The 24,688-nt window shown below is 42.2% G+C and carries 20 protein-coding genes; 10 read left to right on the top strand and 10 right to left on the bottom strand.

The features are described from left to right. Positions 1-474: 474 nt before the first annotated feature. Positions 475-1,491 (bottom strand): ribose-phosphate pyrophosphokinase, encoded by a 1,017-nt coding sequence (locus V7K50_RS15105; protein ID WP_334961286.1) that lies wholly within the window; start codon positions 1,489-1,491, stop codon positions 475-477. Positions 1,492-2,158: 667 nt separating this feature from the next. On the opposite strand from V7K50_RS15105, the gene V7K50_RS15100 reads away from it, so the two are divergent. The 6 genes from V7K50_RS15100 to bioD all read left to right on the top strand — a co-directional run bounded on the left by V7K50_RS15100 (position 2,159) and on the right by bioD (position 8,514). After that, positions 2,159-3,145, top strand: coding sequence for a decaprenyl-phosphate phosphoribosyltransferase (locus V7K50_RS15100; protein ID WP_334961284.1), 987 nt, complete (start codon positions 2,159-2,161; stop codon positions 3,143-3,145). A gap of 87 nt (positions 3,146-3,232) precedes the next feature. Beyond that, positions 3,233-3,778, top strand: coding sequence for a YqeG family HAD IIIA-type phosphatase (locus V7K50_RS15095; RefSeq protein WP_334961282.1), 546 nt, complete (start codon positions 3,233-3,235; stop codon positions 3,776-3,778). A gap of 52 nt (positions 3,779-3,830) precedes the next feature. After that, the gene (locus tag V7K50_RS15090; RefSeq protein ID WP_334961279.1) at positions 3,831-4,166 is read left to right on the top strand and encodes an SMR family transporter; all 336 of its coding nucleotides are present in this window, start codon (positions 3,831-3,833) and stop codon (positions 4,164-4,166) included. A gap of 197 nt (positions 4,167-4,363) precedes the next feature. After that, positions 4,364-5,929, top strand: coding sequence for a glycosyltransferase family 39 protein (locus V7K50_RS15085; RefSeq protein ID WP_334961277.1), 1,566 nt, complete (start codon positions 4,364-4,366; stop codon positions 5,927-5,929). Between the two features lie 171 nt (positions 5,930-6,100). Then, positions 6,101-7,834, top strand: coding sequence for a protein kinase domain-containing protein (locus V7K50_RS15080; RefSeq protein WP_334961275.1), 1,734 nt, complete (start codon positions 6,101-6,103; stop codon positions 7,832-7,834). Next, positions 7,834-8,514, top strand: a complete 681-nt coding sequence (gene bioD / locus V7K50_RS15075) for a dethiobiotin synthase (RefSeq protein WP_334961273.1) — start codon at positions 7,834-7,836, stop codon at positions 8,512-8,514. Before V7K50_RS15080 ends, bioD begins: the two co-directional genes overlap by 1 nt. 569 nt (positions 8,515-9,083) lie before the next feature. Here bioD and radA read toward each other — a convergent pair. Further along, positions 9,084-10,610, bottom strand: a complete 1,527-nt coding sequence (gene radA / locus V7K50_RS15070; RefSeq protein ID WP_334961271.1) for a DNA repair protein RadA — start codon at positions 10,608-10,610, stop codon at positions 9,084-9,086. Positions 10,611-10,780: 170 nt separating this feature from the next. On the opposite strand from radA, the gene rpaB reads away from it, so the two are divergent. Then, positions 10,781-11,509 (top strand): response regulator transcription factor RpaB, encoded by a 729-nt coding sequence (gene rpaB, locus V7K50_RS15065; RefSeq protein WP_012412029.1) that lies wholly within the window; start codon positions 10,781-10,783, stop codon positions 11,507-11,509. A gap of 91 nt (positions 11,510-11,600) precedes the next feature. Further along, a complete protein-coding gene (locus V7K50_RS15060) occupies positions 11,601-12,260 on the top strand; it encodes a cofactor assembly of complex C subunit B (protein ID WP_334961269.1) in 660 nt (219 codons plus the stop codon). 261 nt (positions 12,261-12,521) lie between these two features. On the opposite strand, the gene V7K50_RS15055 is transcribed toward V7K50_RS15060, so the two are convergent. Further along, on the bottom strand, positions 12,522-13,436 hold the full coding sequence (locus V7K50_RS15055; RefSeq protein ID WP_334961267.1) for a M48 family metallopeptidase: 915 nt from the start codon (positions 13,434-13,436) through the stop codon (positions 12,522-12,524). Between the two features lie 362 nt (positions 13,437-13,798). Here V7K50_RS15055 and V7K50_RS15050 point away from each other — a divergent pair, with 362 nt between their 5' ends. Both V7K50_RS15050 and V7K50_RS15045 read left to right on the top strand, forming a co-directional pair. Continuing rightward, positions 13,799-14,317, top strand: coding sequence for a DUF456 domain-containing protein (locus V7K50_RS15050; RefSeq protein ID WP_334961265.1), 519 nt, complete (start codon positions 13,799-13,801; stop codon positions 14,315-14,317). A 495-nt stretch (positions 14,318-14,812) separates the two neighbouring features. Continuing rightward, complete coding sequence (locus tag V7K50_RS15045; protein ID WP_334961263.1) at positions 14,813-15,472, top strand: PEP-CTERM sorting domain-containing protein; 660 nt, start codon at positions 14,813-14,815, stop codon at positions 15,470-15,472. A gap of 128 nt (positions 15,473-15,600) precedes the next feature. Here V7K50_RS15045 and nblB read toward each other — a convergent pair whose 3' ends face one another. The 7 genes from nblB to V7K50_RS15010 all read right to left on the bottom strand — a co-directional run bounded on the left by nblB (position 15,601) and on the right by V7K50_RS15010 (position 24,188). Then, positions 15,601-16,266, bottom strand: a complete 666-nt coding sequence (gene nblB / locus V7K50_RS15040; RefSeq protein ID WP_334961260.1) for a phycobilisome degradation protein NblB — start codon at positions 16,264-16,266, stop codon at positions 15,601-15,603. Between the two features lie 85 nt (positions 16,267-16,351). Continuing rightward, on the bottom strand, positions 16,352-16,816 hold the full coding sequence (locus V7K50_RS15035; RefSeq protein ID WP_334961258.1) for a CBS domain-containing protein: 465 nt from the start codon (positions 16,814-16,816) through the stop codon (positions 16,352-16,354). A gap of 185 nt (positions 16,817-17,001) precedes the next feature. Further along, on the bottom strand, positions 17,002-17,418 hold the full coding sequence (gene mutT / locus V7K50_RS15030) for an 8-oxo-dGTP diphosphatase MutT (protein ID WP_334961256.1): 417 nt from the start codon (positions 17,416-17,418) through the stop codon (positions 17,002-17,004). 290 nt (positions 17,419-17,708) lie between these two features. Further along, positions 17,709-18,050 (bottom strand): DUF760 domain-containing protein, encoded by a 342-nt coding sequence (locus V7K50_RS15025; protein WP_334799047.1) that lies wholly within the window; start codon positions 18,048-18,050, stop codon positions 17,709-17,711. 230 nt (positions 18,051-18,280) lie between these two features. Beyond that, a complete protein-coding gene (locus tag V7K50_RS15020; RefSeq protein ID WP_334799046.1) occupies positions 18,281-19,237 on the bottom strand; it encodes an RNA polymerase sigma factor, RpoD/SigA family in 957 nt (318 codons plus the stop codon). Positions 19,238-19,829: 592 nt separating this feature from the next. Continuing rightward, entirely contained in the window at positions 19,830-23,096 is a 3,267-nt protein-coding gene (carB, locus tag V7K50_RS15015; RefSeq protein WP_334961255.1) for a carbamoyl-phosphate synthase large subunit, read from the bottom strand. A gap of 537 nt (positions 23,097-23,633) precedes the next feature. Further along, the gene (locus tag V7K50_RS15010; protein WP_265274903.1) at positions 23,634-24,188 is read right to left on the bottom strand and encodes a Dps family protein; all 555 of its coding nucleotides are present in this window, start codon (positions 24,186-24,188) and stop codon (positions 23,634-23,636) included. Positions 24,189-24,688: the final 500 nt, after the last annotated feature.

Genomic DNA, 24,688 nt, shown 5'->3' with positions numbered 1-24,688 from the left:
TAGTTTGCTTATCGTTACATCAATTTTTGCAATTATCTATATCATTTTGCAATCTTTCTTAGTTTTTATTAGTAAATAAGATGCGTTTGCCCTGGTTGGAGTCGGGGATTTAAACCCCAACTCAACTGATACTATGTGTAATGGTTGGGGTCTTAAACCCTTGAATTTACGATAAAAAAATACTCAACTATTTCTTGTGGGGTGGGTGTCTCACCCGCCCACAGGCAAAGGCGCTCATGTTGCCCACCCGACAAGATTGGATAATTTATTTGTTGTCAGTCCCCTAGAAAATGGCTTATTGGGAAACTAATACTGCTCGTGGGCTTTCTGCTTCAATTGTTGTAAACCAGCTTGTCAGATCAAACTGTTTGTGTTAGAAGCTCCGTACAGAAATTTTAGACCTACTAAAAACCCACACCGTACCCGATCAAAGGGTCAGCGTGGGTTTTTTAGGCTTATAAGACGAATTTCAGTCTAGCGGAACATACTACTAACTGAAGTATCTTCATGAATCCGCCAGATAGTTTCTCCTAAGAGATTAGCTACTGACAGCACCACTAGTTGGGGAAAGCGATTGTTTTCTGGTATGGGAATTGTATTGGTGACAATGACTTCTTCAAACAAGCCAGTGGATAACCGCTCCATTGCTGGTGGAGAGAACACCGCATGAGTTGCACAGGCGTATACCTGACGCGCTCCTTCTTCACGCAGTAATCGCGCTCCTTCTGCGATCGTGCCTCCAGTGTCAATCATGTCATCCACCAATACTGCCGTTTTACCTTTAACATCGCCGATGACATTTAACACTTCTGCAACATTATGTGCCTGACGACGTTTGTCAATGATCGCTAGTGGAGCATCACCCAGTTTTTTTGCAAATGCCCTAGCTCGTGCTACACCACCAACATCGGGGGAAACAACTACAAGATCAGGCAGTTGTTTGCTTGCTAGGTAATCTAGCAATACTGGTGAACCGTAAACATGGTCAAAGGGGATATCGAAATAGCCTTGAATTTGAGCCGAGTGCAAATCCATTGCGAGAACGCGGTTGGCACCTGCTTTGGTGATCAAGTTAGCAACCAGCTTGGCGGTTATTGACTCTCGTCCTGCTGTTTTGCGATCGGCACGCGCATAACCATAATAGGGAATTACTGCCGTCACCTGTCGTGCCGAAGCCCGACGACAGGCGTCAACCATAATCAATAATTCCATCAAATGATCGTTCACTGGTTGACAACATGGCTGGATTAAATAGACATCACAACCCCGAATCGATTCTTGGATTTGAACGTAAAGCTCTCCATCCGCAAATCTTTTACGAATCATTGGCCCCAAGTCCATGCCCACATAACGAGCGACTTCTTGAGACAGTTGTATGTTGGCAGAGCCAGAAAACAGCCGCAGGCGATGATTCTCGTTCAGCCCTGTTGCAGATGGTTGCACCTTGAAAGTTGCAGAACTGAGCACAGCAGATCCTTTATGTGCATTCATAGCAATATTATGATTAGAGATTTAATAGATTTAACCGAGAAATCGCCTAAAAAAACATCTGTGAGTTTTGTTGAAGCTTCCATACAAAATTTAAACATTTTCCCATAAAATTATCATTCGCTAACTCTCTAATTTTCTTGGCAGGCAAACCATTGATAGCTTAACCGATATCAAGTCCGTCCACTATATCTATAGTTCAAGTTTGTTGGGTTGAGGTCTATAACCCCAATCTCTCAAAGATTGGTGTGATAGATTGCTTCTTTTAACTACCTCATTTATAGCTGACATTAAATCATTTACAACTTAAGTGAGATTAAAGTTTGTTCCCATACAGTATAGCACCGTTGACTAAGTATTCAAGGAGTAGCTTATTATTCCATATCTTACGCATGGAGAAAAATAAAAATTATACAACCTAGAAGAATCTAGCAGTAAACACAATTTGTCTATAGGTGAGCAAGTTTTTAGATAAAGATTGGATAAAGCTTAAATGAAGATTGAATAAAAATATTTTTTTTGATACCCAAAAAATACTTAACAGGGGTAATATCATCTAGGTAAAGACTTTTAAGTATTTTTACTAGAAAATTTTTAATTAAATCCGTAAAAGTTGTTCATTGTTCAATATCTAAATTTCTGCTGAGACATAGAAGCGGTAGGCATACTTATGGACTCTCGACGTACCTCTGTAGTAGAAAAATCTTTAACTGCCATAGCAACTAGTTCTAAGAAGTCGGGATACTACTTAGCTGCTATGCGACCGCGACAATGGACAAAAAACCTGGTGGTGTTTGCAGCACCACTGTTTGCATTTAGCATCAATCTGCAATCTCTGCTAGGTAGCCTGTTAGCATTTGGATTATTTTGCTGTGCATCAAGTGGCTTCTACTTAATCAATGACATCGTAGATGTTGAGTCTGACCGTCAGCACCCTGTCAAGTGTAAACGGCCAATTGCTGCTGGATTAGTTAGCATCCGTGTTGCTACGGTGATGGCATTGGCGCTGTTGGGTGGCGCTCTGATAATTGCGTGGTTGCGATCGCCCCGGTTGGGTGCAGCCATAACTGCATACGCCTTGTTGCAGGTCGCGTATAATCTGCGACTCAAACGGATGGTAATTTTAGATATTGGGGCGATCGCTACCGGATTTGTTCTCCGAGCTTATGCTGGTGCTGCTGCTACCAGTATTACTTTATCATCTTGGTTTTTAATGTGTACTGCAATGCTGGCGCTATTCTTGGGAATTGAAAAGCGGAAAGCAGAACTGCGGTTAGCAAAAGTAAAAGGCAACAAGCCTCGCTCTGTCCTCAAATACTATTCCTTGCCTCTACTGGGTCGAATGGAAAATGTTGTGACTACTGGTACGGTTGTCGCATATTCTCTTTGGAGTGCTGGTCCCTATCTACATGGCGCCTCCACCTCTTGGATGTTACTGACTTTGCCCTTTGTTTTGTATGGAATTTTTCGCTATCAATTGCTGAGTGACCCGGAAGAGATTGCCAGTTACAGTGACGAAATTATTGAGCAAGGTGGACGCAGCGAACGACCAGAAGAAGTTTTATTGAAAGATTTGCCCATTCTGTTAACTGTCATTGGTTGGGTGTTAACTTGCTTCGGGATTCTGTTGCTCAAACATCAAGGGCTGATAAAATAAATCTCGTTGATAGCGTAGCCTAATGGCATAGATTCGGGACTTTGCAGATGAAAAATTTCAAAACTTTTTTGATGAGGTGGCCCCAATTTGCTATCTAAAGAGAAACTCCATAGGCTTCCGCGACGTATCCATACACTAGCTGAAATAAAAATTGAGAAAATCAAGATTTCTGGTGTTAAAGGAATCATTCTTGATTTAGATAACACGATTATTTCTGAAGACGATCGCTACCTATCTCCTTATGTAGAAGATTGGATTAGACAAGCGAAGTTAGCCGGATTGCAATTTTTTATCCTCTCAAATGGGAAACGTCGTTATCGCGTCAAATATTGGTCTCATCGTCTTGATATTCCAGCGCTGAGTCCAGCTAAAAAACCCTTTCCTCCCGCATTTCGTAAAGCAATAGCCTCTATGCGTTTACCAGCAAAACACATACTCGTCATTGGTGATAGTTTACATACTGATTTTGTGGGAGCATTACTTTCTGGATGTGGCTTCATGCAAGTTGCTACCCTACCGCACCCACCCCGATGGTGGGAAAAACTTGCCGGGAAATGGGTGCAAATAGCTTATCCATCTGGAGCAGAAATTTGGGATTTTGACGATAACGCTGGCTATGAGAGTTTCTTATAAGTTGCTCTTTTGAGCAAAAAATATCACGTTGTAAATTGAGTAAATTTTTACCATGAATAACCAGATAGTTTTTAGCTTGCTGATTTTAATCACAGTGGGGTTAAATACACTGGCTCAAAATCTATTAAAACTAGGAGCAGGACAAAATCCGTTAAATATCTATTTATTGGGAGGAATTTGTACTTACGGTCTGAGTACAGTTTTTTACGTGGTAGTTTTAGGGAAGCTGAATTTATCAGTTGCCTATCCAGTAGTGATTGGATTAACAATTATACTCACAATGATCACTGGTGCTGTATTTTTGAGAGAGAAAGTCTTAATTTCCCAATGGTTAGGAGCGGGTTTGATGTTGAGCGGTATCTGTGCGATCGCTTTAAGTAAACATTAACTAGTATTTCAAGAATATTTAAGTTATGTAATTAAAAGTGCTAGGATACAAAACGCCTTATCCTAGCATCGCTAATAGACTAGCTTTAACTCATTACGTGGTTCTGAAGCATTTGCCTGATTCATTGTCCCACAAGTGGGTATGAAAGAAGGTATGCCCCAGTAATTTCTATGGTGTCATGCAGAGGAAATAAAATTATGATTAAAATCATAAATCAGAGATCGTCGAGATATTATATCTCTGTTTTAATAGTTATTTTTTTGGGTGTTTTCCTGCGCTTCTTTATGCTTTCAAACCAGAGTCTTTGGTATGATGAGGGTTTGAGCTTAACTAATTCTGATGTCTCGACACTTCAAGAGAGCATTTCGAGAGTTAGACACATAGGAAATAGTGATAAATTTCAACCACTGTATTTTATAGTTCTGTTTTTGTGGCGTCAGGTATTTGGTGAAAGTGAATTTGCCCTTCGCTCACTCTCTGCTATTTTAGGAATTGGCTCAATTGTTGTTATATTCTTTACTGCTTTGCGGATATATGGAAAAAAGCATGCTTTGTGGTCTCTGCTAATCCTGACATTCAGTTCTTTTTGTATTTACTACAGCCAAGAGGCCAGAATTTATGCCTTAGCAATGTTTATAGGTTCACTTCAACTATATTTCTTCAGTGCGGTATTAGTTAAAGATGAAGGTAATCAAGGTATTTCAAAATGGCTATTCAGTATTTTTACTGCCATAGGAATTTTTGCTAATATTAACTTTTTATTTTCCACTGTAGCTTTATGCCTATCTCAGATTTTCATCTATAGAAATTTAAGGCAATGGCTGCAATGGTGGATTCCGGCTGGATTTTTATCTTTGCCGCCAATTTTATATCTCCTCACTTTACCTGGAGCAACTGATCCGGAAAGCGTTCCCATTTCTCGCTTGGGATTCCCCATAATTCAAAATATTATTTTTGTGTTAAACGGAATTTTAGTGGGGACAACTTATGGTCCTTCAACGGAGCAGTTGCGCGGCGATGATAAAGTACAGGTTGTGCTTCGTTATTGGCCTCAAATACTTTTATTGGTGATTGTCAGTACTGTAATTGTTCTGGCTTTAATAAAGGTATTATTGAGACACAAAAAAAATAACAGAGATCAGCATCCTGATTACTTCTTTGCTTCTGTTATTGTCATGGCATTTTTACTAGGATTCCTCTTAGCTATAGTCACCAAATTAAATTGGGTACCGCGTCACTCTTATTATCTTTGGTTACCACTTGCCATACTTATCCCATCGGCTTTCAGTCAAAGACCTGGTATTAGCTCAAAGCGCTATGGAGTTTCTCAGTTTGCTCAAATCGCTGTCATATCTCTGATAGTTCTGAATATTTATTCTCTTTATAACTACTACTTCAATGATGACTATCGGAAAGATGACTATCGCTCTGCTGTCCAGTACATTATCAAAAATCGTTCTTCTTCTACACAATCTGTATATTTATTTGCGAATTCCCGATTATTTAGCTACTACGGTGATACTCTAACTCGCAATGGAATTGATTTGGGTAATCAGTTAAGAAAGGGGATTACTAATGGAAGTTTGGGCGAAAAAATTGAAAAATTAACAAATAATGCGGATATAGTTTTTATCGTAGTTAATCGTGAACATCTATTTCCCAAAGGATTGATTGAAAAACAGATGAGTGATTTGTATAACCTGGATTCTGAAGTTAGTTTTCCATATTTCAAAATCTATCGTTTTCCTAGGAAGAAAAATTGAGTTGGGGATTGGTCACTCTGAAGTTATCCAGTAGAAAATAACCTTCCTCTGGTGGGAATGTACTTGTTGGGTATAGTAGAATATTGCCGCAGGTAACTGTCCGTCGCCTCTTGGACTGAATCTTTGTGGGTGACTTCGTTTTCAGTTGCTACTAAACTCAATCAATGGATCATGCAACCACCCATTACAGTTGGCACTGTCTTGCAAAACCGTTACCGCATAATTCAAATTCTCGGACAAGGAGGATTTGGTAGAACTTATCTTGCAGAAGACCAGAGGCGCTTTAACGAACTTTGCGCGATCAAGGAGTTGATTTCAACAGCAACAGAGGCTTTGGCTTGGGAGAAGGCACAAGAGCTTTTTCACCGAGAGGCTGCAAGTTTATATCAAATCGAACACCCACAAGTTCCTAAATTCCGGGAAAGATTTGAGCAAGACCAACGCTTATTTTTGGTCGAGGATTACGTTGCAGGTCAGACGTACCGGAGTCTGCTGGCTGAACGTCAAGCTGTTGGTCAAGCCTTTACGGAGGCTGAAGTATTGCAGTTGATAGAGTTGTTGTTGCCAGTTTTGGAGCATATTCACAGTCGAGGGATTATTCACCGAGATATCTCGCCAGAAAATATTATTTTGCGAGATAGTGACGCAAAACCTGTGTTAATTGACTTTGGGGTGGTAAAGGAACTGGCAACGCGTTTACGATCGCCAGAGAGGGCAATGCCAGAAACCACTGTGGGAAAATTAGGCTACTCTCCTAGTGAACAAATGCAAACAGGGGGAGCTTACCCTAGTAGTGATTTGTATGCATTAGCGGTGAGTGCAATAGTTTTGCTGACTGGTAAAGAACCAAGGGATCTGTTTGATGAAAACCAATTAACTTGGAATTGGCAACGGTGGGTAAGGGTGAATCCGCGATTTGCCCAAGTTTTGAATCGAATGTTGAATCATCTACCGAGCGATCGCTATCAAAGTGCTGCTAGTGTATCTCAAGCACTAAAACCTTTAGAGGAACCCAGTCTTCCCAACCTAAATGTGTCCAATTTGCAGACAATGGCTGTTAGTCGCCGTCCTGACGTCGTAACACCATCAGCTTCGCCCAAAAAACCCAATCCGGTGATTCCACCAAGTCCCACTAGCTCAATTTTAGATAATCCGTTAGCGATCGCAGCAATTGGCACTGCTGTCGTGATTGTAGCGGGATTTGGTTCTTGGGCACTGGTAAGTTCCATCCGCAGTCAGCCGAAAACAGCACCAGCTGAAACGCTTCCCCAGAATTTCCCTTCACCAGTGATTTCTGGTGGTACTACATTCACACCCACACCCACACCCACACCTACACCCACGCCGACTAACAATCAACCTGTTGTATCTACTAAGCGCCTCAAGCTGACAGCATCTAACCCAACCACGGTTAGAGATACCATCAAAGCGAATCAAATCATCCAGTACAGCTTTTTTGGACAGGGAGGTGCTAAATTAAGCACGTTTATTGACCCAGGAAGCAACATTTTGTTAACAGTCTTAAGTCCCAATGGACAACCAATTGATAGTACTGCCCAACAAGTTACATCTTATCAAGGCACATTGTTGGTTACTGGTAGATACACTATACAGTTAAGTCTGTCTCCGGGAGTTGCCCAAAGCAATTACAATCTCAATGTTGGATTAGAAAAACCAGTCAAACCAATTCCCATAGAAACACCCCTGCCAATTCCCATAGAAACACCCCTGCCAATTCCCACAGAAACACCTCTGCCAATTCCCACAGAAACACCTCTGCCAATTCCCACAGAAACACCTCTGCCAATTCCCACAGAAACACCTCTGCCAATTCCCACCACTGGTGAAAGGCCAACTTTTCCGCCGGTTGATGGAACACAACCATTTTCTGGCCAAAGAAATTAATGTTAGACACACTACTGATTACTGGAACTGATACCGAAGCTGGTAAAACTGTTTTAACTACAGCTTTAGCAGCCTATTGGCAAAAATATTACCCGCAGCATAGCTGGGGAATCATGAAACCGATTCAATCGGGGATTGGCGATCGCGAGTGGTATCAAAAGCTATTTACACTAGAACAATCTGCTGAAGAAATTACACCTTTGTATTTTCAAGCACCTCTGGCTCCTCCCATCGCCGCAGCACGAGAAAATCGCCGAGTAGATTTAGCTCTTGTGTGGCAAGCTTTGTCAAAGTTGCGATCGCATCGTGATTTTGTGCTTGTAGAAGCTTTGGGAGGGTTAGGTTCGCCCATAACGGAGGAATTAACCGTAGCTGATTTGGCGGGGGAATGGCGTTTACCAACGGTATTGGTAGTGCCAGTGAGATTAGGTGCGATCGCTCAAGCAGTGGCGAATGTAGCATTAGCTAGACAATCGCGCGTCAATCTCAAAGGTATTGTGCTGAACTGCGTACAACCCCGAACGGATGCAGAAATAGCTGACTGGACACCACAGCAATTGATTCAATCACTCACTAACACGCCAGTTTTAGGCTGTTTGCCTTATTTAGATAACCTAACTGATTTAGATAAACTTGCTCAAATAGCATCAGATTTGGATTGGGAAACACTGACATTTTAAATTGGGTATTGGGCATCCCTTCTCTACGAGACGCTACGCGTAGCTTGCTTCCACGAAGTGGTACGGCTTCTCTACGAGACGCTGCGCGAACGCTCAGGGCAAGTGGGCATTGGGTATTTTGTAGCGATCGCCCAAGCCTTGTTTAAAACTGGTGCAGTCACAGTTTTGACATAACTCGGTAATAGCTTTGTCAACAAGACGTGCAATGGTAAGGAAAGATGAATTAACTAACTCTAGTGACACACAAGGCAGGATTTACCTGCCTTATTTCATCTTTGGGACTAAAGCACCACTTCATTAGCAGCTTTCGTCTGTGCAAAACATGAGTAGATAAAATGAACTATTTTACTGATATTTAAGTGCTTATATGTTCATCTCATCGTCACCCTTACTTACAATTTTCTTGCTAACCATCTTGACAAATCCTATTTGAAATGGAATAAATCGGCCCTGCCTTAAAAAGGTGGGTTGGGGGGATCTAAGACTTTGAAAACACGCCTAGAGACTTTTTTCCCAGTCCCCAGTCCCCATTACCCAGTCCCCAGTCCCCATTACCCAGTCCCCAATAGTTATTCATCTTCATCGGGTTCTAAATCGTCGGCTGTCAATTCCTGATGGGGGATGGCGGCGATAATCGCATCTATCACTTTAGATACTTGCAATATCTCAATATTAAGGTCAGGAAATTTTGTCCCTTTTGGCACGATCGCTCTTTTAAATCCCAACTTAGCAGCTTCTTTTAACCGCAGTTCCATTTGGGAAACCGATCGCACTTGTCCACCTAAGCCAACTTCACCGATTAATACTGTACCGGGATCAACGATGCGATCGCGGAAACTGGCAACGATCGCGATCGCAATTCCTAAATCTACCGCCGGTTCTTCCACATTCAACCCACCCGCAGAAGCAACGTAAGAATCTAACTTGGACATGGGAATTCCCACCCGTTTTTCTAAGACGGCAAGAATTTGCACCAGGCGGTTGTAGTCTACGCCAGTTCCAGCCCGCCGAGGGGAAGGGTAGCTGGTAGGACTCACTAAAGCCTGCAACTCCACAACTATCGGGCGAGTGCCTTCACAAGCAACCACAATGGCAGTACCGGGAGCTGGATCGTCACGGTTGCCTAAAAATAGCTCTGAAGGATTGGAGACTTCTCGCAGTCCCTCGGCCACCATTTCAAAGATACCGATTTCGTGAGTTGCACCGAAGCGATTTTTTACTGTCCGTAATAACCGATGGGAAGCAAAGCGATCGCCTTCAAAATACAACACTGTATCGACTAAATGCTCTAAAACTTTTGGCCCCGCGATCGCTCCTTCTTTAGTGACGTGTCCCACAATCAGCATGGTGACATCTTCGTGCTTCGCCACCTTCATCAGTGCTGCGGTACATTCCCGTACCTGAGCCACAGAACCAGGCGCAGAAGTCAAAGCGGGAAAAAATACCGTTTGGATACTATCAATCACCGCCACATTTGGTTTTAGAGAGTCTATTTCCCGTAAAATTTCTTCTAAATCTGTTTCTGGCAGTACATATAAATCTGCACCTATACTGTCAGGGTCTATAGGAAATGTAGTCTCTACTACTACAGTAACATTCTCCTCATTAACCACACTTAGGGGTTTTGATACTCCCAAACGAGAAGCTCGTAATTTTACCTGCTGTCCCGATTCTTCACCAGTTACGTAAAGGATGCGATATTTTTGGGCTAATTGATTTGATACTTGCAATAATAAAGTCGATTTCCCGATACCCGGATCGCCACCAATCAGCACCATAGAACCTGGGACAATGCCACCCCCAAGCACCCGATCCAATTCTCCATAACCAGACTCCCATCGGGCGATTTGGCGATCGGTAATTTGATCAAATGTTAAGGAGGCTCGCGCTTTAGCTGGTTTAGCGTGAGATTTGCCATTGCCTTGAGTTGATTGCCAGCTACTCACTCCCCCCCGACTGGGTACATCTACTGAGGATTGAATAGAAATTTGTTCTTCTAGAGAATTGTAAGTGCCGCAAGCTGGACACTTACCAAACCACTGGGGCGATTCTGCTCCACATTCGTTACAAGTGAAAAAGGTCTTTGGCTTTGCCATTCTTAAATCTTATTAAATAATCTTAATATTTACTTAATTCTTGAAAAAAACTAAAAACTAATCATAGTAGGATTTAGAGCTTTTTCCAAATCAATTGGTGGAATGATATCTTAATATTATGGTATTAAAAATTAATCATGTAAATTTTTAGTTAAGGAGCCTAGAGAAACTTGGAAAGCCATAAAGAAAAAATCTTGGTGGTAGACGACGAAGCCAGCATTCGCCGGATTTTGGAAACGCGCCTTTCCATGATTGGCTACGATGTAGTGACGGCTGGCGACGGGGAAGAAGCTTTGGAAACTTTTCGCAAAACTGAGCCTGACTTGGTAGTTTTAGATGTAATGATGCCAAAGCTAGACGGCTATGGTGTATGTCAAGAATTACGAAAAGAATCAGATGTGCCCATTATTATGCTAACAGCCTTGGGTGATGTCGCCGATCGCATCACCGGGCTAGAATTGGGTGCTGATGACTATGTAGTTAAACCATTTTCCCCCAAGGAGCTAGAAGCCCGAATTCGCTCGGTGCTGCGGCGGGTAGATAAAAATGGTGCTTCTGGTATTCCCAGCTCTGGGGTAATTCATGTCGCTAATATTAAAATCGATACGAATAAGCGACAAGTCTACAAAGGCGATGAGCGAATTCGGTTGACGGGTATGGAGTTCAGCTTGTTAGAGTTATTAGTCAGTCGCTCTGGAGAAGCTTTTTCTCGTTCGGAAATTTTGCAGGAAGTTTGGGGTTACACACCAGAACGTCATGTAGATACCCGTGTAGTAGACGTGCATATATCCCGTTTGCGGGCAAAGTTAGAAGATGATCCTAGCAACCCAGAATTGATTCTCACCGCGCGGGGTACTGGTTATCTTTTTCAGCGCATTATTGAACCAGGGGAGGAGTGAAAATAGTTAGGAGTGAGGAGTTAGGAGTTAAAAACTTTCTTCGACTCATAACTCATAACTCATAACTCATAACTCATAACTTTTCCTAAGGATGATTAAACCTGATCCTAATCGAGTTTTGCGGCGTCTACCCATTGTCGTGGGTGGGCTAGGCGCTGTGCTTTTGCTGATTAACCGTTTATTGACACCAGAATTAACCCAGTCTCAATCGCGTGGTGATGTGGTGGGCGTGGTTTTGAGTGCGGTGTTAATTTTGACGGGTTTAATTTGGCAGCAAGTTCAGCCGCGATCGCCTGATACTGTAGAACTAATCGGTGAAGTTGGTTTTGAACTTGTAGCAGATTTACCAGAAACCGTGAAAACAGAGCTAGCCTGGGCATCTCACTTGTTGTTGACTAATACAGTAACGCGATCGCTTGTGGTTTTTTATCAAGGTAAAGTTTTGTTGCGTCGCGGGATTCTGAGTACTAAATCTGAGGTTGTACCAGGAGTAATCTTAAAACAGGTACTCGAAAAACAAAAGCCGATTTATCTAGTTGCGTTAAAAGTATATCCAGGTAGAGTTGAATTTGATTATTTACCAGAGAATACTCAAGGTGTAATTTGTCAACCTATTGGCAACCAAGGTGTGTTAATTTTGGCAGCGAATACTCCTCGCAGTTATACCAAACAGGATGAAAACTGGATTGCGGGAATTGCCGATAAATTAGCCGTTACTCTTAGCTCGACTTTATCAAACCAAGTTACCTAACCTAAACTTAGGTTGGTTATGTGTCAAAATCAGCTAATCGGCATTCGAGTTGCATAATCAGGGCGCTCATGTTGCCCACCCCACAAGATGTTGAGAAAATTTTGATATGCAAATTAGATGTGTTTTAGCTTAACTCGTAATTTGTAACTAGATCGGCGTAAATAATTAAAGGTTTGTAGTGAAGACTAAAGTCCTCTCTACGAGATGCCACCCGTAGCAAGATCCCCAAAGGGGTAAACTACAAACTAACCTCAATATTTTTTACCAAGAAGTCAAAAAATTCCAACCTTCTTTTTCTTCTGGTGTCTTTCCTTCTTTTTCTTCTAGTTGCTCTGGTGTCTTTAAATTTGTCTGTTGAATTAAATTATCATAAGCTCCTGAATCAACCCATTTCAATAACTCACCAGCCCGCATAACTACCCAAGAAAGCCCTGATTCTGTATAGCTTAATATTTTAGTGACTTTATCAACATTATCAAAGCTATTAGATGCAAACTCGCGGGCTTGGACGAGGAAATCTTCGATTACAGCAGTAGTCAAGTACTCATCTGGCAAACCTGCGAGTTTCATCAGTGCAGTGGTTGCTACGTCAATATCCTGACAAGCCAATAAACCAGCACGATCAGCAGTGAACCTAGCCATCATTCGCCAATTATACAAACCCAGTTCCATTCCACCGGCTACCAAGCCACCAACCCCCAGTGTGGTACTGCTTAACAAATTTTTTAAAGTTGGCATCACAATTGCCATTTGATGATACATCATGTGCTGACTCTTGATGCGAGCGATTTCGTGTCCGAAAATGTAAAGCAACTCATCCGCGCCCAGCCACTCCATTGCATCTAAATTGATACCGACAAGAGGTTTTTCCACCCCAACAATGTAGGTTTCAATGTGACCTGTACCTTGAAACAGATATAGTTCAGGAAGTGGATCAACATCAAGAATTTGGCAGGTTTCTACAAATGCTTGATGTAATTCGGGAAAATTACGGGGCGAAATTCTGATTTCACTCCCAAGGCTTTGCAGTCTGAGTAAGCGATCGATGCCGTATTCGTTAATTTTTTTGAGTAGCAGGGAGACACCGGGCATATTTTGCAAAGAAGCCAAGGCTTTGCGATCGAAAGGGTGTTCGTAGGCTTCAGAACTGAGTCCAGTTAATATTTTTCTTGTCATGGATTTTGAGGTTTTAAATAGAAGTTTAGAAGCATTAGGTGACAAGGCGTAACATTTCAATTAAGACAAATTGCTCTGAGAGGATGTCTGAAAAGCTTTATTTATATACACCTAACCCTTGGAGATCCCCCTAAATCCCCCTTTTTAAGGGGGACTTTGATTCCAGTTCCCCCATTTTTTAAGGGGGGGTAGGGGGGATCAACCAATATTTGATACTTCTCAGACATCCTCTGAATAACTGGTTAAAGGTAGGCAAACTTCTACACAGTGTACTAATAATTTGTCACCATCTTACCCAGATAGAATATATAGTAGGGGCGCTGTGTGCCCCTACGAAAAAATTGGAAATTTACAATTGATTTATGCAAATTATTTATTGGCTATTAGTTGCCGTAATGGTTGTGGGTATTATCGGTGCAGTAGTTCCTGCCATTCCCGGTAGCAGCTTAATTCTAATTGCAATTATTATCTGGGGGATAGTTAGTAGTTCCTTCTCGGCTATCAAGATTCCACTAATTGTGACAATTATAGTTTTACTGCTCAGTGTCGGAGTGGATTTTTTAGCTAGCTACGTGGGAGCAAGACAAGCTGGAGCTAGCAAGTGGGGACAAATTGGCGCAATTGTTGGTTTGGTGGTGGGATTTTTAGGACTATTGCCAACGTTACCTTTTGGGGGCCCACTGTTAGGAATTTTACTAGGGCCGCTTTTAGGAGCAATTATTGGTGAATACCTTTACCGACGTGAATTTCGGGTGGCGATTAAAGCAGGTATAGGAATTGTAGTCGGATCTTTGGTTGGAAATTTGATTCAAGGGTTGTTAGCGATCGCAGCCGTTGTAGTTTTTGTTGTAACAACTTGGCCACAGGTCTTTGGCACTTAATATTTTAAAGCTTTGACAGCTTCGATCATAAAGACTATTCATAATAAAAAAATATAGCGGTTCCTCTCATTTATTCTCCGAGAGGAACCGTTTTACTGAATATTAGTAACTGAAGAGATAAATACAGTGCATACTCCATTTATCTAAAAAATGGTTGAGTAACTTTGGTATCAAATTTACCAGTTGTTTTTGTGGTACGGTAACTACCTTTATTAAAGCCAAAACTATTGCCAACGATTAAAACTCTTTTAAATGGAAGATATACGAAGCGTAGATATAAAAAAAATTAAAATTTCATAAAAAATGGCGATGCCTTAAAGATGTAATGAAGACCACTCAGTAAATCTTGCATACTCCGAATCTATGTGATTTTATGGAGATAAGAAACACATCACGCAAGTTTCGCTTTCACTGACACTATTTTCAGTAAATTACTGATATTAAAATGAAAGCAATTGCTCTGATTTAAAGTTATTACTAGGAGCCTCGAAGACAATGATTGATTTTAAATCTAGATTATTAAATGCAACTTTAGCTGTTACTGTTGCACTCCCCTTAGCTACTGCTGGATTGTTTACCTCTGCTGGATCTGCTCAAGCGGTTGCATTAACAGGTGATTTTTCTTTGACAGGTGATGGTACTGCTAGTTTGCTGGCAGATTCTCTCACCTTCAATACTCCAAATACATTTACTATTAGCTCTGATCCTGATTTGACTACTGGTGGGTTCAGTGCTTTTACTAAAGGTTCAATAGGCAACATTATCAGTTTTAATTCCACATTAGCAACTAACCCATTCCTTGATTTGGGTACTAATCCTGCTACCATTGGTGATGGCTTGAATACTTTTGCCGTAACTTCTGCTACATACACACTGACCCAAGCCAATTCAAACCTCGTTTCTATAAATGTTATAACTGACGGATTCTTTAAGAGTGCGTCCGGCGACATATCCCAAGGGCAAGGAATTTTTACCTTACAAGCAAAAGGTACAATCGATAGTATTGCAGCTGATTGGAAAAAGAATACAGCAGTCAAAGCAACTTATTCTAGTTTGTACTTTGCTACTGTTCCAGAACCAACTACATTACTAGGTTTAGGTGCAGTAGGTGCAGTCATGGCCATATCTCGCCGCCGCAAAAGTTTTGTTCAATAGACCTATCCTAAATATAAACAAGTTACTTTTAGCAACTAAAAGTAACTCTCATTTATCTATTCGATCTGGCTGGAATGCAAAATTTACCAACCAGGTCGAATTTGTCTCTCCTGTGAATTTTCTTAACCTTAAACTGATTGCAAAGATTGTTTCGCTTCATTGGCGATCGCATCTACTTCATCATTAGCCAGAGTTTCTAATATAGATTTGGCTTCTGCATTACCCAAACGAGCCAAGGCTTGTACAAGTCTGTAACGAATTTGCCAATCGGGATTGGTAGCGTAGGGAGCCAGCAGAGGAACTGCTTGTAAATCTCCCAAGTCACCTAAAGAACTAATGGCAGCAGTTTGGACTAATTCATTTTCTGATGAGAGTGCCTCTTTGAGTAGTTCAAAGGCTCGTGGATCGCCTAACTCACCTAAGGTAGCAATAATACTGAATTGTATTAACCATTCACCAGTTGTATGATAAAGCTGCTGCAAATCTTCAAAAGCTTCACGTAACTTTAGAGCGCCCAAGCAGTCTGCTGCTGCTGCTTGTACATCTACTTCGGAGTCATGAAGCAAGCGATCGCGCAAGATATCCAAGGATAACTGTAAATCCTGTGTTCCCAGTGTATCCATTTGACTCACAGCTGAGTAACGGACACGGGAATTGCGATCGCCAATAGCACTTTGAAGCAATTCAAAGCCAATGGCAGGTTCCAGTTGGCGGATTTGATTTACTGCACGTAAGCGATCGCCTAAATCCTCAGAACTGAGCAATTGCTTAACAGACTCCGGAGTAATACTCATTTAGTTATCCTTAATTTTCAAAGGTGTAAAAAAGAGTCAAAAGTCAACAGTTAAGTGTTAAAGACTCTTGACTAATGACCAATGACTAATCTTGACTAGCAGCCATTGCCCGAATAATATCACCACGAGTGAGAATACCAATTACTTGACCCGTGCCCTCAAGTACTGGCAAGCGGTGAACGCTGCGATCGTGCATGATTGTGGCTGCTTCCCTTAAAGTTTTCTCAGGGGAAATAGCGATCGGGTTTTTACTCATCACCTCGCCAACGGTTTGCCCTAGTGCCTTGTGCAAGTCACGTTCATAAGTAGCAGGATTTTTTAAATAGATCACACTATCAAGAAACATAATGTACGCAGGTGGAGTAACACCAGTTTCTTGCCACATCAAATCGGTTTCCGAAATAATGCCCACCAATTTACCAAGATCATCCACAACAGGTAGTCCGCTGATGTGGCGTTCTGCGAGAATTTGGATAGCTTCCTTCAGTGGAGTTTCCTCCCGCACGACAATAGGATCGCGGCTCATCACATCGGCAACGGTTTTAGGCATTTATTTGCTGACACCTTAAATCAAAGTCCCTGCGCCTATTGTAGGAAATTGCGGGACTCAACCTAATGCAATTAATAGATTGTTACGGGATTGGGCATTTAAAAACTCTTTCCTAGTCCCCAGTCCCCAGCGATGCACTGAGCTTGTCGTTGGCGCAGCCTCTCGTAGAGAAGTGTCCCCAGTCCCTAGTCCCCAGTCCCTTTTAAGGCAGCAATAATTTGAGTATTTGCTTTCGGAAAAGTAAACTGCTCCAGTTCTTCCAAAGTTACCCAGCGAATTTCATCAGATTCCAAAGGTTGAGGAATACCTGTAACATGGCGGCAGTGATGTACTGTGAGGGTAACGCGCAAGTTTGTATAGCTGTGGTCAATAGTAATCAGATGTTCTCCTACTTCAATTGCTATTCCCAGTTCTTCCCAAATTTCCCGTTGAATACACTCGGTGATAGTTTCACCAGGCTCAATTTTGCCACCAGGAAATTCCCATAAACCACCCATCGCTCCTTCTGGACGACGGCGATCGATTAAAATTTGCTTTTGGTCATTCCAAATTACTGCAACACCAATAATTTTATGGGGTGGGAAAGAACTGGTTTCACTCATAGTTGATTGGGGTAATGGGGAGTAGGGAGTAGGGGAAGAATTATTGACTCTTGACTAATAACAAAACTCGGCAGACTGGTTTGAACTCTGCCGAGTTTGTGTTTATTGCGAAGGTCGTCTACCGCTATTAGTTTATCCACAAATGTGTATTAATCATTTAGCAATACACCTCTAGTTGAACTAATTATCAAATTACAGGAGTTCAAAGATAACTGAATTTTAAATTATTATCGCTGTGACTGTGACTAGCTTGCAGCCCAACAATATTGAATTTCCCAAATTTTCTATTTTTAATCTTCGCTATTATTGGTTTCAGAACCTTGTAGGGCGATTTCAAAATTCATTCTCTGTTCAGCATTACGCAAGAAATAACCGCTAATCATCGCAGAAGCGAGAAGCCGACCCAGATTTTCCCGATTTGTAGTTACAGTAACACCAAAGTGTTCTGAAGGTAGATTACCCAACAGTCCGATAATATTCCGTTCCATCACCTGAAACACCTCGGCAGACGTGGGTTTAGATAGCTGGGTAACTGTATCTGGACTCAAGGATTTAACGTACTGCCATAGTAAATCGTTAGTTTCTGATTCGCTATTAAAAAATTCTGAGACACGATTAGATGGGTTACTCATTTTTTAGCTCCTTAACTACCACTCTTGGCTGGGGTGCTTGTGATTTGAATATTAAATGCCTGTTTTGGATTTGACTTAGTTATTTTGTCTTCCTGTCAACTAATCTAACAGCCTAACGTAAGAGTGGTAGTAGGTGTAACCGTACCAAAGTCAGCGTATTTTCTCACCAGTTAGTCATTAGTCATTGGTTATTAGTCCTTTGTTAATGACTAATGACTAATGACTAATGACTAACTTGCCAAATATTCATCCATGTTGGCTTTAGACTTGCGAAGTTTGGTTAAGGCTTCCCGCTCAATTTGCCGCACTCGTTCTCGGCTAATGTTGAGTATTTCACCAATTCTAGCCAGAGTCAGCGCTTGCCCATCAGTTAACCCAAAGCGTAGTGTGATTACTTCCCTCTGTTGTGGCGTGAGATCACCCATCAGGCGATCTAAGTCATAAGATAGAGAAGATTGCATAACAAACTCTTCCGGAGATGCTCCTGGATCTTCCAGCATTTCTCCAAGTTCGGTATCGTAATTATCACCCAACCGCAAATCCAAGGAAAGGGGCAAACGCGCCTTTTCTAAATACTCTCGCACTTGTTTGGGGGTCAATTCTAATTCTTCAGCTAGCTCACCAGCTGTGGGAGCGCGTCCCAATTTTTGAGACAATTGACGCTGTGCCTTTTTAATCTTATTTAATTTTTCGGTGATATGGATAGGCAGGCGGATGGTGCGGGCTTTTTCGGCTATGGCACGAGTAATCGCTTGCCGAATCCACCAATAGGCATAAGTAGAAAATCTGTAACCTTTGGTGGGGTCAAACTTTTCTACGCCCCGTTGCATACCAATACTACCTTCTTGGATCAAATCCAGTAAATCGACGTTGCGCTTGATGTACTTTTTAGCAACGGATACTACTAAGCGCAAATTGGCTTCTACCATCTTGCGCTTGGCAATTTCACCATCTGCGATCGCTTCGTTCAACTCTACTGGTTCTAGGTTTGTCGCTTTGGCCCACTCTTCTAGAGTCGGTTGACGATCTAGCTGGGTGGCAAGACTTTCCCTTGATTCGTGCAAAGCGCAGAAACGTTGCACCTGTTTACCATAGAAAATCTCTTCCTCGTGGGTTAAGAGTGGCACACGGCCAATCTCACGCAGGTAAGTCCGCACGAGGTCTGTGGCTGTCTGAGCGGTCTTCATGGCGCTACTCTTTGGTAATGATGGGATAAGTTTGGGGGTAGGGTCATTAAGGGATAGATGCTTTATTAGGGTGCTACCCAGTCAGACTGGGAACCCATGTATGGTTTGCAACTTACGCGCCCGATAAATTCGGCTGCTCATAATAATCAAATTTAGGCTTCTTAACTGCTAAAACTACAGTTATTTCCTACTTTGCACAAGTATCTACAGTTAGATAAAAGGTCGCTTTTTAAACATTTTTCTATGGGAATCTTATTAATTATTGTAACATTTATGAGAATGTTTTGGCTAGATGGCGACATTAAATTTCCTGGTTGTTCCAGTTAATGCAATGTCACCCTCTCTCTTAAGGCTGGCTAGAAGTCAATTTAAGAAATTATCTGGTTCAAATAATTTTCCTCATATTTATTAAAGTATCTCAATGAGAACTATAGTCATTCTCTTATAACAATTACTTAATTTTTGTGGGGATTGGGGAATGGGGATTGGGGATTGGGTACTGGGTACTGGGTACTGGGGATTGGGTATTGGGGATTAAGTATTTGAAAAACTTTTTCCTAGTCCCTAGTCCCTAGTCCCCAGTCCCCAGTCCCTACTCCCTCACGATCGCACAGTAATCTTGGATGGCTTTTACATCCAAAGTCGTATTTTGTAAAGAACGGATGGCGGCGACGGTAGCTTTTGCGCCGGCAATGGTAGTAATGATGGGAATTTTGTAAGCTAAGGCTGTGCGACGGATTAACCTTGCATCAGTCTGGGCTTCTTCCCCTGATGGTGTGTTGATAATAAGTTGGATTTTCTGGTTTTTGATTGCATCTAGGACGTGGGGACGACCTTCATGGAGTTTTAACACTAATTCAATATTTAACCCCTGTTCCAGAAGAACTCGGCGTGTACCAAGGGTAGCCATCACTCTAAAGCCCAAATCGATAAATTCTTTCACCACAGCACCAGCAGCAGCTTTATCGCGATCGCTCATTGATACAAATACAGTTCCCGTTAGTGGTAAACGCTCCCCAGCACCCAGTTCTGCTTTGGCAAAAGCCCGGCCAAAGTCGCTGTCAATCCCCATCACCTCACCGGTGGATCTCATTTCTGGGCCTAATATTGTATCAGTTCCGGGGAATTTATTAAAGGGTAATACTGCTTCTTTTACTGCAATGTGGGTTGGTATGACTTCCTCGGTAAAATGTAGCTCCTCTAAGGTTTTGCCTGACATAATTAAGGATGCAAGTTTTGCCAACTGTACGCCTGTTGCTTTAGATACAAATGGCACTGTGCGGGAGGCGCGGGGGTTGGCTTCCAGAATGTAAACTTGGGGAGAATAACTACTTGCGCCGACAACGGCAAATTGAATATTCATCAATCCCACCACTGACAGTGCTTGTGCTAGCTGTACTGTCCAAGTGCGAATTTGATTGAGAACTGCTGGTGATAGGGAAATGGAAGGTAAGGAACAAGCGGAATCTCCTGAGTGAATCCCCGCTTGCTCAATGTGTTCCATGATGCCACCAATCACTACCCGTCCTGTATGATCGGCGATCGCATCCACATCAACTTCAATGGCGTTTTCCAAAAACTTATCAATCAAAATCGGATGTTCTGGTTCCACTAATACCGCAAAGGTCATGTAGCGTTCCAACTCAGCATCAGAATAAACGATTTCCATCGCTCGTCCTCCCAACACATAGCTAGGACGTACCACCACTGGATAGCCAATGCGTTTGGCGACAATCAGCGCATCTTCGTAAGTCCGAGCAATACCATTGGGCGGTTGGGCAATATTCAACTGCTGGAGAATCTTTTCAAACCGCTCCCGGTTTTCTGCCATATCGATAGAATCTGGCGATGTACCCCAAATTTTAGTAGTTAGTCCAGAGGTGTTATTGCTAAGAAACTCTTGTAATGGGATAGCCAACTTCAGTGGTGTTTGTCCGCCAAACTGGATGATCACGCCGACGGGATTTTCAATTTCGATGATGTTAAGGACATCTTCTTTTGTTAAAGGCTCAAAGTAAAGGCGATCGCTAGTATCGTAATCTGTGGAAACTGTCTCTGGGTTGGAGTTGACCATAATTGTCTCATACCCCGCATCCTTCAAGGCATAGGCGGCGTGACAACAACAATAATCAAACTCAATTCCTTGCCCAATGCGGTTGGGACCACCACCCAAAATCAACACTTTTGGCTTGGTTGCGGGCATTACCTCTGTTTCGTCTTCGTAGGTAGAATAGTAGTAGGGGGTAAAGGCTTCAAACTCAGCCGCGCAGGTATCTACAGTTTTGTAAACTGGGATAATTCCTAGTGACTTGCGGTAGGCGCGAACTTCATCTTCGGTGGTTTTGGTGGCATAAGCAATCTGGCGATCGCTATATCCGTCCCGCTTCACTTCATAAAGTTGCTCTTTTGTCAATTGCTGCAAGGGTGTCCGCTTCAGGAATTTCTCGACATCTAGGAGTTGTTGTAATTTATCCAAGAACCATCGGTCAATACCAGTAAGTTCATAGATTTCCTCAATGGTTATACCTTGCTGCAAGGCGTGGCGGACAGCAAAAATGCGATCGGGGTTAGGTGTCCGCAGTTGGGCGCGAATTTGTTCACCACTGGGTAATTTCTCGGCTTTGTCACAACCCCAACCAGCGCGTCCGGTTTCGAGCGATCGCAACGCCTTTTGAAAGGATTCGTTGAACGTCCGCCCAATTGCCATTGCTTCCCCCACAGACTTCATTTGGGTTGTCAGCACTGGGTCAGAACCGGGAAACTTTTCAAAGGCGAAGCGGGGAATTTTTGTTACCACATAGTCAATTGTTGGCTCAAAGGACGCCGGAGTTTTCTTGGTGATGTCATTTTGAATTTCATCCAAGGTATAGCCCACAGCCAATTTTGCGGCAATTTTAGCGATGGGAAAACCCGTAGCTTTGGAAGATAAAGCCGAACTGCGGGAAACGCGGGGGTTCATCTCAATTACAACCACATCCCCATTAAGCGGATTGACAGCAAACTGAATATTAGAACCGCCAGTTTCCACCCCAATCTCGCGGATGATTTTAATTGCCATATCCCGCAGCCTTTGATATTCTTTATCAGTGAGGGTTTGCGCGGGAGCGACGGTAATCGAGTCCCCGGTGTGAATGCCCATCGGGTCAAGGTTTTCGATGGAGCAGATAATCACCACGTTATCTGCCAAATCACGCATTACTTCAAGCTCATATTCTTTCCAGCCGAGTAAAGACTGGTCAATGAGAATTTGCGAAACGGGGCTGGCATCTATACCTACCTGTGCCATTTCTTCAAATTCTTCTTGGTTGTAGGCAATACCGCCGCCACTTCCCCCCATCGTGAAAGCTGGACGAATAATTAGGGGATAAGTACCAATTTGGCGGGCAACAGCTTTGGCTTCTTCTAAAGACTCGGCGGTGTCACTGGGACACACAGCTACCCCAATCCTTGCCATTGCCTGACCAAACAGTTTTCGATCTTCGGCTTTTTCGATGGCTGGTAATTTAGCGCCGATTAACTCAACGCCGTACTTTTCCAACACTCCATTTTTGGCTAAAGCAACGGCGAGGTTGAGGGCGGTTTGTCCGCCCATCGTTGGTAGTAAAGCATCAGGGCGTTCTTTCTCAATGACTTTTTCGACCAATTCCGGTGTTAACGGCTCAATGTAAGTGCGATCGGCAGTTTCCGGGTCGGTCATAATTGTTGCAGGGTTGGAGTTGACCAAAACCACCTCATAGCCTTCTTCTCGCAGTGCTTTGCAGGCTTGAGTGCCAGAGTAGTCAAACTCACAGGCTTGTCCGATCACAATTGGGCCAGAGCCTAACAGTAGAATCTTCCGGAGGTCGTCACGGCGGGGCATAGTCGTTGCCTTGGAATACGAATACAAATCCTGATTATTTTAAGGGTCTTTACCCCCTATTGTGCTTTTTATTATTAAGTTTTCTAAGTTTGATGACAGAGAGGGATGGGGGACTGGGGACACTTCGACAAGCTCAGTGCATCGCTGGGGACTGGGGCAAGAATAATAACTCCTAACTCCTAACTCGCTTTGACTATTTTGTATTTCTAATTTTATTTAATTTTGATGTTAAAATTCCTAAAACTTTTGCGAATATTTATTATTTAATTTGATAAAACCTTACAGCAGATGATAATTTATGTCTGGATATATTTTCTGCTTATTCAGCACATAGAAACTACTGAGATAATTTTTTATCTAAGCTAGCTAATTGCTAAAGATTTTTAAGATTAAGTATTAGAAGAATATTTTTGCTTATATTAAAAATGGCAGAGAGATAGGTATGTCATTCTCTGCCATTTGTTATAATTTTTTAAGAGTTAGTGCTGCTAACTTTTTTTTTGAGTCTAGGTAGACAAATCTAGATTTATGAGGGTTTTAGCTCTGAGCGGCTTGGACAAACCCTAATGTTAAGCTGTCTTTGGCGAGGAAGTGAGATAAATGATAAGCACGTTCCTCGGTTTTCAACAAAATCTTTTCATACAGATAACGTGTACCCCGATCGCCTAAACTCTCTGCCTGAGCAGCTTGACGGCGAATTACACCAATAATCGCTTGTTCGGCTGCTAGGTCATTTTCTACCATTTGGCGAGAGGAATATACGCCTTCAGATTCTTGTTCAAAACAGGTTAATTCTGCTAATTTGCTGAAGGTTGCTACTGGCACACCACCTAGTCCATCCAAGCGTTCTCCAATTTCATGTACATGGTCTTGTACTTGGTCGTAGCTTTCGTTAAAAAACTCATGTAGAGAATAAAATTCTGAGCCTTCAACTACAAAATGATGCTTTTGGTACTGCAAGTACAGTGCTTGGAAACTAGCTAATACAACGTTGAATCCTTCTGTAACTGGAGCAGTGACGCTGTGATCCAGCAACACAGGATTGTCATATACATGACCAAAATTCCGTAACAAAGTTTGCGTTTCAGACATTGTATTTCTCTCTTTTTAGTAATTACAGTTTTTAACTGCTTAATCCTTACATATTAACATTTTAATTATAATAGCAAGGCAATTCGCCATGATAAGATTTTGTGTTTTTGCTTACTAAAACCCTCAATTTTATTGTTTGCTACATGATTGTACGCTGATCAAGTTGCATATATTTATCATTATTGTTGACATACAGACTTAGATGTGTATAGTTTGCAAGAGAGTGCGCAGATGAGGGAGCAGGGGGGAAAGAAGAGGGAGGAGTAAATACCTCCTTAGGGACTTCTAAATAAAAAATACTCAACAATTTCTTGTGGGGTGGGCGACACGAGAGCCTGGGCTACGGGCGCTCATGTTGCCCACCCCACAAGATTGGATAATTTATTTGTTGTCAGTCTCTTATCTCATTTATGGGATGGCTACAAAAATTTTATTTATTTTTTTCCAAAATTAATGAGAATTATTTGCACTTAATGTATACTGCTTTTAAGAGGCTAAAC

It is taken from the genome of Nostoc sp. (genome assembly GCF_036917135.1).
GTDB lineage: Bacteria > Cyanobacteriota > Cyanobacteriia > Cyanobacteriales > Nostocaceae > Nostoc.
This window is presented reverse-complemented; position numbering and strand designations above follow the sequence as displayed.